The following is a 13,011-nucleotide window of genomic DNA, read 5'->3' as shown; positions in this document are numbered from 1 at the left end:
CGTTGGATCGCCGGGGGAGGGTGCGGCGGATTATTCCGCCGCGATGTCCGTGCGTTCGCCGGTCACCTCGGTGGCGGCTTCACGCAGGATTTCCAGCCCCTTGCGGAATTGTTCCATCGGCGTGGTCAGCGGTGCGAGCACCTTCACGACCTGGTCGTCATTGCCCGAGGTTTCGATCACGAGACCTTTCTCGAAACAGCGACCGCAGATCGCCGAGGCAAGCTCGCCAGTGCCGACATCGACACCCTGCATCAGGCCCCGGCCCTTGAGGAAGGCACCCGGCACGAGATCGGCCACGGCGGCCAGACCCTCACGCAGGACGTCCGATTTCACGGCCAGTTCCTTCTGGAACTTGTCGTCGGCCCAGAACTTCTCGATCGCCACGGTGGCGGTCACGAAGGCATGGGTGTTGCCGCGGAAGGTACCGTTATGCTCGGCCGGGCCGAACACGTCGTAGTCGGGACGCACCAGAACCAGCGCCATCGGCATGCCAAAGCCGGAGATCGACTTCGCTTGGGTCACGACGTCCGGCATCACGTCCATCTCCTCGAAGGAGAAGAAGGTGCCGGTGCGGCCGCAGCCTGCCTGAATGTCGTCGATGATGAACAGCGCACCGTGCTTGCGGGCGACTTGTTCGACGCCTTTCACGAATTCCGGGCTTGCGGCGTTGAGGCCGCCCTCGCCCTGAACCGTCTCCAGCATGATCGCCGCCGGAGCGTCGATCCCGCCCGAGGCGTCCGAGAGCATCTGGTCGAGCAGCGCGACCGAATCGACGCCATCGGCATAGGCGTCATAGGGCATGCGGGTCACGCCATGCGTGTCCATGCCGGCGCCGCCACGGTGATAACCGTTACCGGTCGCGGCCAGAGCGCCCATGGTCACGCCATGGAAGCCGTTGGTAAAGGTGATGATATTGGTGCGGCCAGTCGCCTTGCGCGCGATCTTCATCGCGGCTTCGACGGCGTTCGCGCCGGTCGGACCGACGAACATCAGCTTGTGGTCCATGCCGCGCGGGGCGAGGATATGCTCCTCGAAGGCGCGCAGGAACTTGCCCTTGCTGTCGGTGTGAAGGTCGAGCGCGTGGCCCATCTTGTTCTCGGTCAGGTGCTCGATCAGCGCCTGCTTCATGTCCGGGTCGTTGTGGCCGTAGTTCAGCGACGAGCAACCGGCGAGGAAGTCGATATAGGTGTTGCCCTCGGCGTCGGTCAGCTCCGAGCCTTGCGCGCTGGTGAAAACGGTATCGAAGCCGCGGCAGTAGGAGCGGGCTTCAGATTCGCGTTGGGTAAAGATCGTCTTATCCGTCGAATGAACGGTCATGGGGGACTCCGTAGAATTGGGGGAAAGAGGAGGGTGCGCGGCCTGAGATCAGGCGGCAGCACGCGCCTCCTCGGGGAAGGTGATGGTGACCATGTGTTCGGTCGAGGCGTGGCCGTCGAAATGGTCTTCTTCGTGGAAGTGCGCCTCATCGGTCAGCTCGCCGCCCATCGAACGGGCGAAGGAACGGAAGAGCGCCCAGCTGGCTTCGTTGCTCTTGGTGATGGTCGTCTTTAACTTGGTGCAGTCTTCGGCGACGTCGCGCTGGATGAGGTGGCGCAGCATACGCTTGCCAAGACCCAGCCCCCGCGCGTCGGGGGAAACAGCCACTTGCCACACGAAGAACGTGTCCGGCTCGGACGGGGCGATGTAGCCCGAAATCCAGCCGACGACCTCGCCTTCGCGCTCCACGAGGACACAGGTGTCCCCGAAGTGATCGCACTGCAGAAGGTTGCAATACATCGAATTTTCATCAAGCGGCTTGCAGCGGCGGATCAGCTTCCAGATTTCGCTGCCGTCTTCGGACTCCGGCTTACGGAAGACCAGTTCAGAACCCTTCTTGATCGACTCGACTTGCGGCACAGCTCTTTCCTCTCGTTTGCTTCGGTAGCCTAAGTAGTTCATGTAGTCGAAAATTTCAACCACCTAACTAATGGAACCCGGAAAAGTTCCGCTTATAGCCTTATATTCTTGCTTATAAGCCCTAAATACCGTTAGTATGACAAAGCAAATGAGTAGAAGCGAACGAAATAAGCTTAGCAAAGCCAAGCAATTGCAGAACACGGAACTCTCTGCGATACTGGGTCGTCTTGATAAAAAAGGGGCCCGCCGCCTGATGGAGCGTGTCGATACGAGCCTGATCGCTTTGCGTAGAATCCTGCGCGCGACCGAAATGTTCGGCCGCGACCTGGCGAAGGCTGCCGGGCTGACGCCTGCGCAGTTCCGCGTGCTTCAGGTGATTTCCGAAAAAGGCTGGTCGACCCCCAAGGCCATCGCACAGCGCATGGGCGTGAGCCAGGCGACGATGACAGCGCTGATCGACAAGCTCGAGCGCAAGGGCATGGTGACCCGTCAGCGCTCCGAACGGGACCGCCGTCAGACCGATATCGTGATTACGGAGCTCGGCGCGAGTGCGATCGACGAGGCGCCCGACGCCCTGCAGCAAATCTTCGTCCGCCGATTCGAGGCACTGGAGGATTGGGAGCAGGCTCAGATCATCGCCTCGCTCGAGCGCGTCGCCTCGATGCTCGACGCGCATGAGATCGACGCCGCCCCCGTTCTGGATTGGGGCGACATTTCCGGCAAGCCGAACTGATCAGGCCCGGATCCACGTCCCGTCGGGGGCGCGGATGAACCTCTCGTTCTCGATCGGCTCGAAGCTCATGTCCCCCGCCCCGTAAAGCGTGATCGACAGAGCGTCGCGCCCCCCTTCGATCACGTTGAACGTATTCGGCTCGCCGCGCAGGCGCGAAGACAGGCCCGTCCCCGCCTGCACGAACAGTATGCCCGGCACAGCCGAGAAGGGGGCCACCAACCCGGTGTGCAGATGCCCCGACAGCACGAGATCCGCACCGCATTCCGACATGCCCTGCAGCGCGTCCCCTGCCCCCTCCATGAGAGCCTTGTCGACCTCGGGGCCGTGTTCGAGCGGATGGTGCATCACTGCGACTCGCAATCTCTCGCCCGCTTCTTCGAATTCCTGACACAGACGGGAGATCGTGCGGTCGGGCACCTTCCCGCGCTGCCACGCGAAGCGGTTGACCGTGTTCACACCCACCACCTTGAAGCCGTCGGTCTCGTAGACAGGTTCGAGATCGTGATTGATCGCGGATTTGTAGCGCCCGAAGGGCTTGAGCATCCGAAGAACGATATTGTCGAGTGGCGTGTCGTGATTGCCGGGCACCGAGAGCGTCTCACTCTCGATCTGCTCGAGGAACATCCGAGCTTGCATGAACTGACCGCGCCGGGCGCGCTGCGTGAAATCCCCCGAGATCACCGTCAGATCGGGTTCGAGCTGGTTCAGTGCCGTAAGAAGCGGCATCTCGAGTTCGGGCAGGCTGCGCCCGAAATGCAGGTCGGAAAGGTGAACGATACGTGTCATGCAGTTGCGTCTTGGGGTTCGGTCTCGCCATGCGTCGCGGGCAGCACGATCCAGAGCGGCTCGTCGGACATCTTGAAGCGGAATGGGCTCTCAGCGCGGCATTTCTCACCGTCATAGGCCAGAAGGCCTCGCCGGCGCGAGGTTTCGATCTCGAAGGACTTCGCCCGGATCAACTCGTAATCCTCGCCCTGCTTTGTCTTGCGGCGCACAAGGCGCATGGAGAGACGGAAGAGATCCCGGCGGGTCTGCGCCTTTGCCACGAGCACCGCGAAGGCGTCGTCGCTGATCACGGTCGCCCCGTCGAGCCCGAAGAAATCGAGCTGATAGGCGGAGCGGGCGATGAAGACGAGCGCCGTGCGTCGACTCAGCTTTTTTCCGTCAGCCGTAATCTTCAGCTGCATCGGGCGCTGGAACCGAAGGAAGGTCTTGAACACCGACCAATGCGCGACGATCCGGCGGCGCCCCCAGCGCGCATAGATGTCCTCGCGCGCCTTCAAGATCGACGGGTAGATGCCGAGCGAGGCATTGTTCAGAAACACCTGCCCGTTCACTTCGCCGACGCGGATCGAGTGCGCTTTGCCTTCGCGGATCGCGCGCGCCGCCTCTTCCGGATCCTCGGAGAGACGCAGACCTCGGGCGAAGAAGTTGAAGGTGCCGAGCGGCAGTACGGCCATCGGCACATCCTGCCCCACCAGCGCACCCGCGACAGCCATCGCGGTGCCGTCACCACCCGCCGCCACGATCATCTCCGCGCCCTCGTCGAGCGCTTTACGCACGGTCGCCACGATGTCGCTTTCCGGCGACCATCGATAAAGCGACGCACCGTCACCAAGCGCCTCCATCGCGCGGCTGATCGCTTCCTCGTCCTTGGCATTGCCCCCCGAAGAGGGGTTCGCAATCAGCGCGACCGCTTCGCGACGCAGCGCGGCGCTCGGCTGCGGCGGGGCGCCGGAATCGGGGTCAGAATCGGAATTTCCGACGTCTTTCCCGTGACTTATACCGGACGGAAGCGCGGAGTCCGCACCGGGGGTCACGGCGGCGGAAAACCCCGTGTTATTCTCCGACGAAACGGAGTCCTTGGGCTCGGTTGTCATGCTTTCACCTCTTCGTGCGGCTGTAACGCCGCACGGAGCCGGAAAGGTCCGTGAAAAGGTTGCGCGCCTCGACTTGGTTATTTACGACATAGAAGTGTCGGAATTTGGCAAGTCCTGCGCGCGTTCTCACGTGAGCGTGACTTCATGAGGATTCCAACCCGGGAAAATCCGGGACTTATCGCGACCGGTATCACGGCGGCAGCCCGCGCGGATCGCTTCAAATCAAAGCTGCCACAACAGGAGGACCTGTATGAACAAGAAAGCGCTTGCCGCGCTACTGACGGCGCTGCCGCTGGCGACCTTCTCGGCGCCTGCCTTCGCCGCCGACGGCGAATGTGGTTCCGTCACCGAAGCGGAAATGAACTGGGCTTCGGCCGGTGTCGCCGCTTGGGTCGACAAGATCATTCTCGAAAACGGCTACGGCTGTGACGTGACGCTGGTGACCGGCGACACGATGCCCACCTTCACCTCGATGAACGAGAAGGGCGAGCCCGATATCGCGCCCGAGCTTTGGGTGAACGCGGTGAAGGTCGCGCTCGACAAGGCCGTCAGCGAGGACCGCCTCGTGATCGCCGCCGAAATCCTCAAGGATGGCGGCGAAGAAGGCTGGTGGATTCCGAAATACGTCGCCGACGAGCACCCCGAGATCAAGACGGTCGACGATGCGCTGAAGCATCCCGAGCTGTTCCCCGATCCCGAAGAGCCGTCGATCGGTGGCGTCTACAACTGCCCGTCGGGATGGAACTGCCAGATCTCGACCGCGAACCGCTTCAAGGCCCACAAGGCCGAGGAGAAGGGCTTCAAGCTGGTCGACACCGGTTCGGCTGCGGGCCTCGACGGCTCGATCGCCAATGCCTACGAGTCCAAAAAGGGCTGGCTGGGTTACTACTGGGCACCGACGGCGATCCTCGGCAAATACCCGATGGTCAAGCTCGACGCAGGTGTTCCGAACGACAAGAAAGCCTGGGACGAGTGCAACTCGCAGGCCGATTGCGTCGATCCCAAGCCCAACGCCTACCCGACCTCGGACGTGTTTACGGTCGTGACCAAGGAGTTCGCCCAGAACAACGCGGTGGCCATGGACTACCTTGGCAAGCGTGAATGGTCGAACAAGATCGTGGGCGAGTTCCTCGCTTGGCAGGCCGACAACCAAGGCACCAACGAGGACACCGCTTACTACTTCCTCGAGAACTATCCGGATGTCTGGAAAGCGTGGCTTTCCGACGACGTGATCAAGAAGGTCGAGGACGCGCTCTGAGCGGGCGAACCGAGATTTTGGCGCGCGTAAGGGGAGCCTTGCGCGCGCTTTCTTTTAACCGGCGCAAATAATCGACCGGAGGACATAACAAGATGGCATCTTCATGCTGGGGCTTGCCGGAACTGCTCTGTGAGTTCCCTTCCCTTCCCAACTCCACCCTGCGCCACATGCGCATGGGCATCGACGACGGGTTCCGCGGCATCGTCCGCGCCTATTCCGATCAAATCGACGCGGCCACGCGGCCGCTTCAATGGTTTCTCAACACTCTCGAACACGCCTTCGTGGACACGCCGTGGTTCATAATCTTCGCGCTGATCCTCGTCGTGGTATGGTTCGCCTCGCGCAATCCGAAGATCGTGATGGGCTCGGCCATGGGCCTTGCCTTCATCGGCATTTTCGGCCTGTGGGAGGACACCATGACCACCCTCGCAATGGTCACCGTGGCGACGCTGATCGCGATCATCCTCGGACTGCCGATCGGCATCCTGATGGCGCGCTCGGACCGGATGCAGCAAATCCTGACGCCGGTGCTCGACGTCATGCAGACCATGCCATCCTTCGTCTATCTGATCCCGGTCGTCGTGATCTTCGGGATCGGCAAGGTGCCCGGCGTGATCGCGGTGGTGATCTACGCGATCCCGCCGATGATCCGTCTGACCAATCTGGGCATCCGCCTCGTGGACAAGGAAGTCATCGAAGCCGCGGACGCCTTCGGCGCCAACCCGCGTCAGAAACTCTGGGGCGTCCAGCTTCCGCTGTCGCTGCCGACGATCATGGCGGGCGTCAACCAGACCATCATGATGGCGCTGGCGATGGTCGTCGTCGCCTCGATGGTCGGTGTCGGCGGCCTCGGTAAAAACGTGCTGCAGGCGATCAACAACCAGTTCTTCACCATCGGCTTCCTGAACGGCTTCGCGCTCGTCGCGATCGCGATCATCTTCGACCGCGCAAGCCAGGCGTTCGGCAAGCGGCTGCAGAAACATTCGGAGGCGGGCCATGACTGATGCGACGACAAACGCAGCGGACGAGACCCGCTCGGGCATCGAAATCCGCAATCTCTACAAGATCTTCGGGGCGCGACCCAAAGATTACGTGGAGGTCGTGCAGGGCGGCATGGGCAAGGAAGAGCTCAACGACAAGCACAACCATGTGCTCGGTCTGCAGAACATCAACCTCGACCTGCCGCCGGGCAAGATCTCGGTGATCATGGGCCTCTCGGGCTCGGGCAAGTCGACGCTCATCCGCCATATCAACGGGCTGATCATGCCCACGGCCGGAGAAATCCTCTACAATGGCCGCGATGTGGTAAAGATGAACGAAGAGGAGCTTCGTGAATTCCGCCGCCACGAGACCGCGATGGTGTTCCAGAAATTCGCGCTTCTGCCGCACCGGACCGTGCTGGAAAACACCTGCTACGGCCTCGATATCCAGGGCATCGACCGCAAGGAGTCCGAGCCGATCGCGAAGAAATGGATCGCGCGCGTTGGTCTTGCGGGCTACGAGGACAACTACCCGAACCAACTCTCGGGGGGCATGCAACAGCGGGTGGGTCTAGCCCGCGCGCTGGCCAACGATGCCGACATCCTGTTGATGGATGAGGCGTTCTCCGCGCTCGATCCGTTGATCCGGATGGACATGCAGAAGGTACTTCTTGACCTGCAGGCGGAGCTGAAGAAGACGATCGTCTTCATCACCCACGACCTCGACGAGGCGCTGCGGCTGGGAGACAAGATCGCGATCCTGCGCGACGGTGCGCTAAATCAGGTGGGCACTGGGCAGGAAATCGTGCTGCGCCCGGCGAATGAATACATCGCCGAGTTCGTCCGCGAGGTGAACCGGGGTCGCGTGATCCGGGCCGAGACCATCGCGATGCCATTGCCGGAAGGCGAGCTGCCGAAGATGAAGGTAAAAGCCAGCTCGGTGCTCGAGAAGATCGCGCGCCGGATGGCCGATGCCGAGGTGCGCATGGCGACTGTTGTCGACAAGGCGAACAAGCCGATCGGCGTGGTCGACATGCCGACGATCCTGACGGCCATGGTCACGCCCGCAAGCGTCGAAGAAGGCGATGACGCGGTCGAGGAAGACAGCGCCGCCTGAAGACTACGGGGCCGCCGCGCCAGCGTGGCGGCCCTGCCCGGCTCAACCCATCAGAACCAGCTGGGTCCGCGACGCGACAATCGTATCATGTTGGCGCTGGTGTGGTTTCCGATCTGCGTCATCGAAGCCGAAATCGCCCGATCTGCCGTCTGTCCGCGCATCAGCGCGAAAGCTGCAGCCTCTGCCGCCGCCGCAACCGCCACTGGCTTTTCCTGCATCATCTGGAACGATTCGAGCGGGGAAACATCCCAAAGCCCCGTCATCCCCGCGACTCGCATCGAGATCACCGCTTGCGCCTCGACGCCGATCCGCGCGGCCTCGAAACCGATGCGCAAAAAAGAAAGGGGGTCCATGCAAACTCCTAGAACCAGACACCGCTGCAAAGCGACGCGGGGCCGTCAGGATCGCAGGTACAAGTAAAGATAATGCACGTTTTTTGCCGGTCGAGGCGGAAAAAATCAGATTTCCGCGATCTTGACGTTACAAGACGCCAAGTATTGCTTGGCCGCACCGGTTTTCCACCTTGCCTTCACGGCACTGTGACCCATCCTTTTAGCGTCGCTCGCGTATTGACAGGGCGCACACGTGAACCAAATGGTTCAAAAATCGCGCGCGGGTCGGTCGGCGGGGCCGAAACCATGCGCAAACAGGGATTTTGACGGGACCTCCAAATGATCAAACGCCTCCTCATCGCTCTCGTCGCCCTCATCCTCGTGGTGGGTGGCGTCGTCGGCTACAATCTTTTCCGCTCCAAGATGATCGCGCAGTTCTTCGCGAATATGAAGCAGCCCCCCGTGGCGGTTTCGGTCAGCGAGGTGAAGCCCATCACCTGGGAGCCGGGCCTCGAGGCGATCGGGACCGCCGCCGCCGTGCAAGGGACCGAACTTGCCGTCGAAATGGGCGGCACGGTGCAGGCGATTCATTTCGAAGCGAACGACAAGGTCGAGAAGGGCGAGGTGCTCTTGCAGATCGACGACAGCTCCGAGCGCGCCGATCTGGCCTCGGCCAAGGCCGCTCAGGACCTCGCCGAGACCAATCTCAAGCGCGCGCGTCAGCTTGCCGACCGGGGCGTGTCCGCCACCTCCAATCTCGATCAGGCCGAAGCAAGCGCACAGGAAGCGCGCGCAAGCGTCGCGAAGCTCCAGGCCTTGCTCGAGAAGAAGCGCCTGACAGCGCCGTTTGCGGGCATCATCGGCATTCCGCGGGTGGAGGTCGGCCAATATGTCGGAACCGGCACCACTTATGCGACGCTGCAGGATCGCGATCATATGCGGGTCGACTTCACCCTGTCCGAGCAGCAGGCGCGGCTGGCCGAAGCGGGCCAGACCGTCAAGGTGCAAACCGAGGACGGCTCCGTCGACCTGAAAGGCGAGATCACCGGGATCGAGCCCAAGATCGACCCGAATTCGCGCCTCGTGACGCTGCGCGCCGAGGTTCCCAATGGCGAAGGCAAGCTGACGCCCGGCCAGTTCGTGCATGTCACTGTGGTGCTGCCCGCAGAGGATAACGTGATCGCCCTGCCGCAGACCGTGGTCAGCTCCAACCTCTACGGCGATTCCGTCTACGTGGTGCGCAAGGAGACCCCCGAAGGCGCGGATAAGCCGCAGTTGGTCGCCAAGCAGGTCTTCATCACGCTCGGACGCCGCTCCGGCCAACTTATCGAAGTCACCAAGGGTCTCAAAGCGGGCGACATGGTCGTCAACGCGGGTCAGAACAAGCTGAACTCCGGCGCGACGGTGAGCATCGACAACGCGATTTCGCCCGATCCCGATGCGCCCTCGACCGAAGAGGTGATGAAAGCCTTCGGCATGGAGGGCAACGCCGCGACAAACTCCGAGACGTCTTCGGACGGCAACTCGAGCGCCAGCGCGGAGGGGGACTCGGACACCACGTCGGACGCCTCATCGGACACGACCTCAGACGGCGCGAAGGCGCAGTAAGGCCAAGCCCATGAATATCTCCGAGATCTTCATCCGCCGCCCCGTCCTCTCGATGGTTCTGGGCGCGTTCATGCTCCTGCTGGGGGCGCAGGCCTATTTTAACCTGCCCGTCCGCCAATATCCGGAAGTCGAGGAAACGGTGGTCACCATCACCACCGCCTATCCCGGCGCCTCGCCCGAACTGATCCAGGGCTTCATCACCTCGCCGCTCGCTGCTGCCGTGGCGACCACTGAAAACGTCGATTACGTCACCACCCAGTCGCGGCCGTCGGCCTCGGTTATCTCGGTGCATATGAAACTCGGGTCCAATTCCGACGCGGCGATGACCGAGGTGCTCTCGAAAGTGCAGCAGGTGAAGGGCCAACTGCCGTCGGCCGCGAAGGACCCGGTGATCCAGAAGGGCACCGGCCAGACCTTCGCGCTGATGTATCTCGCGGCGCTCAACCCCAACATGACGCCGGAGCAGCTGACCGAATATCTGCGCAGGGTGATCCGTCCGCGCATGTCCACGATTCCGGGCGTCGCGCAGACCCAGATCATCGGCGCCTCCGATTACGCGATGCGGGTCTGGATCGATCCGGACAAGCTGGCTGCGCGCGGCGTCACGGCGTCGGAAGTGGTGGGCGCCATCCAGGCGTCGAACTTCCTCTCGGCCCCGGGCAAGACGAAAAACGAATACGTCGCCCAGTCGATCACGTTGCAATCCACGCTGCAGACGCCCGAAGCCTTCGGCAAGCTGCCGATCACCGGCAAGGGCGATGACGTGGTGCGCCTCCGCGATGTCGCGAAGATCGAGCTCGCCAAGGCCTCCGAGAACGAGATCGTCACCTTCGAAGGCAAAGAGGGCACGTTCCTCGGCGTCTACCCGACGCCAGCTGCCAACCCGCTCGATACGGCGGCGGCGGTGCGCAAGGCGCTGCCCGATATCAACGCAACGCTCCCCGAAGGCATGAAGATCGAACTGGTCTACGACTCGACCGAGACGATCTCGGCCTCGATCCACGAGGTGTTCAAGACCATCGGCGAGGCGGTCGCGATCGTGACCGTGGTGATCCTTCTGTTCCTCGGCTCGCTGCGCTCCGTGGCGATGCCCATCGTGACCATTCCGCTCTCGCTGATCGGGGTGCTCGCAGTGCTTCTGGCGCTGGGATACTCGATTAACCTTCTCACACTGCTGGCAATGGTGCTGGCGATCGGCCTCGTCGTCGATGACGCGATCGTGGTGGTGGAGAATATCCACCGACATATCGAAGAGGGGATGAAACCGATCCCCGCCGCCGTGCGGGGCATGAAGGAGATCACCGGACCGGTCATCGCGATGACGATCACGCTGGCCGCCGTGCTCGCGCCCCTGGGCTTCACCGGCGGGTTGACCGGACAGCTGTTCCGTGAATTCGCCTTCGCACTCGCTGGGTCGGTGATCCTGTCAGGGATCATCGCGCTGACGATCACGCCGATGATGTCGGGCCGCCTGCTGAAACATGGCGAGTCCAAGGGCTTCCAGGCGTTCGTCGACCGCAATTTCGATCGGCTCTCGGGCTGGTACGGGCGGCGTGTCGACGGCTCGCTCGACCTGCGCGGGATCACGCTGCTCATCGTCGTTTCGCTCGTGGGCGTGACCGGGTTCATGCTGATGAACACCAATTCCGAGCTTGCCCCAGACGAGGATAACGGCGCGCTCTTCGCGATCCTGAACGGGCCACGCTACGCGACCAGCGACTACACGCAGAAATATATCGACCAGGTCGGACGCGACACCGCCGACATCCCCGAAGTGCGCACCGATTTCTCGATCGCGGGCTTCGGCGGCGACAGCTCTCAGGGTATCTATATCTGGGCGCTCAAGGACTGGGCGGATCGCACCCGCAGCCAGAAGGAAATCCAGCAGGAGATCCAGAGCGATCTGGGCAAATCGACCGGCCTGAAGGGCTTCGCTTTTGCGCCGCCGTCGCTGCCGGGCACCGGGGGCGGCCTGCCGATATCGGTGGTGATCCAGTCGATCCACTCCGCCAAACGCGTCGCCGAGGTGGCCGAGGAGATCAAGAACAAGGCGCAGGCCACGGGCAAGTTCATCGTCGTACAGAACTCACTCAACTTCGACAGCCCGCAGGTCAATGTCACGATCGACCGCGACCGGGCGGCGGCGCTGAACGTGCCGGTCTCGGATATCGGTTCGACGCTGGGGCTGTTGGTCGGCGAAGCGTCGGTGGCGCAGTTCGACCGCGACTCCAACAGCTACGACATCATCCCGCAGGTGCCTCAGGAATTCCGCGCGAATCCCGAGGAGCTGGGCCGCTACTTCGTCCGCTCCGCCTCGGGTGCGATGATCCCGCTGTCATCGCTCGTGAAGATCGACACCGGCGTGAACGCCGCCTCGATCGAACAGTTCGACCAGTTGAACGCGGCGACGATCACGGCGCTCCCCCTGCCCGGCGGCTCCACCGGCGAGGGCGTGCAGACGATCGTGGACATCGCCAATCAGGTGATGCCCGACGGCTTCTTCGTGAACTATTCGGGCCAATCGCGGATCGAGACTCAGCAAGGCAATACCATCGTGATCGCCTTCGCGGCGGCCGTGCTGGTGATCTATCTGGTGCTCGCCGCCCAGTTCGAGAGCTTCCGCGACCCCTTCATCATCATGATGACGGTGCCGCTGACGATCTTCGGCGCGGTGCTGCCGCTGAACCTCGGCTTGGGCACGCTCAACATCTATTCCGAGGTGGGGCTGATCACGCTGGTGGGGCTGATCACGAAACACGGGATCCTGATGGTCGAGTTTGCCAACCAGCAGCGCGAGCAATCGGGCCTCACCCGCCGGCAGGCGATCGTGAAGGCCGCGCAGACCCGTCTGCGTCCGATCCTGATGACCACCGCCGCAATGGCGCTGGCGGTGGTGCCGCTGATCCTCGCGCAAGGCGCGGGCGCAGAGGCACGCAAGGCGATGGGCCTCGTGATCTTTTCGGGGATCCTGATCGGGACGATGTTCACGCTGTTCGTGGTGCCGATGTTCTACACCTTCATCGCGCCTTCGGACAAAGCCTACAAAGCGGCCGAGGAAAAACGTCTGGCCGCCGGCTGAGACGGAAGGCAAAGACTTGGGGGCTTCGCGCCCCCAGCTCCCCGCGGAAAATGTGTGCCAAGGCGAAGGCTTACCTCTTTCGCCTTGGCGTAAATATCCCGAGGTGAATTTCCGAAGGACAGAGGGGG

Annotated in this window: 11 protein-coding genes; 6 read left to right on the top strand and 5 right to left on the bottom strand. The window is 62.5% G+C overall.

The annotated features are described in order from the left end of the window. Positions 1 to 30: 30 nt before the first annotated feature. Positions 31 to 1,317: a diaminobutyrate--2-oxoglutarate transaminase gene (ectB, locus tag B6V74_RS12605; protein WP_075775936.1), complete on the bottom strand. Its 1,287-nt coding sequence runs from the start codon at positions 1,315 to 1,317 to the stop codon at positions 31 to 33. 48 nt (positions 1,318 to 1,365) lie between these two features. Beyond that, positions 1,366 to 1,896 (bottom strand): diaminobutyrate acetyltransferase, encoded by a 531-nt coding sequence (gene ectA / locus B6V74_RS12600; RefSeq protein ID WP_075775935.1) that lies wholly within the window; start codon positions 1,894 to 1,896, stop codon positions 1,366 to 1,368. A gap of 253 nt (positions 1,897 to 2,149) precedes the next feature. Between ectA and B6V74_RS12595 the strand changes: the two genes are divergently transcribed. Continuing rightward, positions 2,150 to 2,629: a MarR family transcriptional regulator gene (locus B6V74_RS12595; protein ID WP_075775934.1), complete on the top strand. Its 480-nt coding sequence runs from the start codon at positions 2,150 to 2,152 to the stop codon at positions 2,627 to 2,629. On the opposite strand, the gene B6V74_RS12590 is transcribed toward B6V74_RS12595, so the two are convergent. Then, the gene (locus B6V74_RS12590) at positions 2,630 to 3,415 is read right to left on the bottom strand and encodes a metallophosphoesterase family protein (protein WP_088722958.1); all 786 of its coding nucleotides are present in this window, start codon (positions 3,413 to 3,415) and stop codon (positions 2,630 to 2,632) included. Further along, on the bottom strand, positions 3,412 to 4,509 hold the full coding sequence (locus B6V74_RS12585; RefSeq protein ID WP_088722957.1) for a diacylglycerol kinase family protein: 1,098 nt from the start codon (positions 4,507 to 4,509) through the stop codon (positions 3,412 to 3,414). Before B6V74_RS12585 ends, B6V74_RS12590 begins: the two co-directional genes overlap by 4 nt. 250 nt (positions 4,510 to 4,759) lie before the next feature. On the opposite strand from B6V74_RS12585, the gene B6V74_RS12580 reads away from it, so the two are divergent. The 3 genes from B6V74_RS12580 to B6V74_RS12570 all read left to right on the top strand — a co-directional run bounded on the left by B6V74_RS12580 (position 4,760) and on the right by B6V74_RS12570 (position 7,864). Then, positions 4,760 to 5,767 (top strand): ABC transporter substrate-binding protein, encoded by a 1,008-nt coding sequence (locus B6V74_RS12580; RefSeq protein WP_075775932.1) that lies wholly within the window; start codon positions 4,760 to 4,762, stop codon positions 5,765 to 5,767. Positions 5,768 to 5,859: 92 nt separating this feature from the next. Continuing rightward, positions 5,860 to 6,771 (top strand): proline/glycine betaine ABC transporter permease, encoded by a 912-nt coding sequence (locus tag B6V74_RS12575; protein ID WP_075775931.1) that lies wholly within the window; start codon positions 5,860 to 5,862, stop codon positions 6,769 to 6,771. Next, positions 6,764 to 7,864, top strand: a complete 1,101-nt coding sequence (locus tag B6V74_RS12570) for a glycine betaine/L-proline ABC transporter ATP-binding protein (protein WP_088720348.1) — start codon at positions 6,764 to 6,766, stop codon at positions 7,862 to 7,864. The genes B6V74_RS12575 and B6V74_RS12570 overlap by 8 nt, the downstream gene beginning before the upstream one ends. A 50-nt stretch (positions 7,865 to 7,914) precedes the next feature. Here the strand turns inward: B6V74_RS12570 and B6V74_RS12565 are convergent, their stop codons facing one another. Further along, a complete protein-coding gene (locus B6V74_RS12565) occupies positions 7,915 to 8,217 on the bottom strand; it encodes an antibiotic ABC transporter (protein WP_088722956.1) in 303 nt (100 codons plus the stop codon). Between the two features lie 318 nt (positions 8,218 to 8,535). Between B6V74_RS12565 and B6V74_RS12560 the strand changes: the two genes are divergently transcribed. Both B6V74_RS12560 and B6V74_RS12555 read left to right on the top strand, forming a co-directional pair. After that, a complete protein-coding gene (locus tag B6V74_RS12560) occupies positions 8,536 to 9,804 on the top strand; it encodes an efflux RND transporter periplasmic adaptor subunit (RefSeq protein WP_088722955.1) in 1,269 nt (422 codons plus the stop codon). Positions 9,805 to 9,814: 10 nt separating this feature from the next. Then, positions 9,815 to 12,883, top strand: a complete 3,069-nt coding sequence (locus tag B6V74_RS12555) for an efflux RND transporter permease subunit (RefSeq protein WP_075775927.1) — start codon at positions 9,815 to 9,817, stop codon at positions 12,881 to 12,883. Positions 12,884 to 13,011: the final 128 nt, after the last annotated feature.

Origin of the sequence: Thioclava sp. F42-5 (assembly GCF_002213195.1) — a bacterium.
Lineage (GTDB): Bacteria > Pseudomonadota > Alphaproteobacteria > Rhodobacterales > Rhodobacteraceae > Thioclava > Thioclava nitratireducens.
This window is presented reverse-complemented; position numbering and strand designations above follow the sequence as displayed.

Coding starts and splice junctions, on each gene's coding strand:
- ectB (WP_075775936.1), bottom strand. CDS start 1,317: ATGACCGTTCATTCGACGGATAAGACGATCTTTACCCAACGCGAATCT.
- B6V74_RS12595 (WP_075775934.1), top strand. CDS start 2,150: ATGGAGCGTGTCGATACGAGCCTGATCGCTTTGCGTAGAATCCTGCGC.
- B6V74_RS12590 (WP_088722958.1), bottom strand. CDS start 3,415: ATGACACGTATCGTTCACCTTTCCGACCTGCATTTCGGGCGCAGCCTG.
- B6V74_RS12585 (WP_088722957.1), bottom strand. CDS start 4,509: ATGACAACCGAGCCCAAGGACTCCGTTTCGTCGGAGAATAACACGGGG.
- B6V74_RS12580 (WP_075775932.1), top strand. CDS start 4,760: ATGAACAAGAAAGCGCTTGCCGCGCTACTGACGGCGCTGCCGCTGGCG.
- B6V74_RS12575 (WP_075775931.1), top strand. CDS start 5,860: ATGGCATCTTCATGCTGGGGCTTGCCGGAACTGCTCTGTGAGTTCCCT.
- B6V74_RS12570 (WP_088720348.1), top strand. CDS start 6,764: ATGACTGATGCGACGACAAACGCAGCGGACGAGACCCGCTCGGGCATC.
- B6V74_RS12565 (WP_088722956.1), bottom strand. CDS start 8,217: ATGGACCCCCTTTCTTTTTTGCGCATCGGTTTCGAGGCCGCGCGGATC.
- B6V74_RS12560 (WP_088722955.1), top strand. CDS start 8,536: ATGATCAAACGCCTCCTCATCGCTCTCGTCGCCCTCATCCTCGTGGTG.
- B6V74_RS12555 (WP_075775927.1), top strand. CDS start 9,815: ATGAATATCTCCGAGATCTTCATCCGCCGCCCCGTCCTCTCGATGGTT.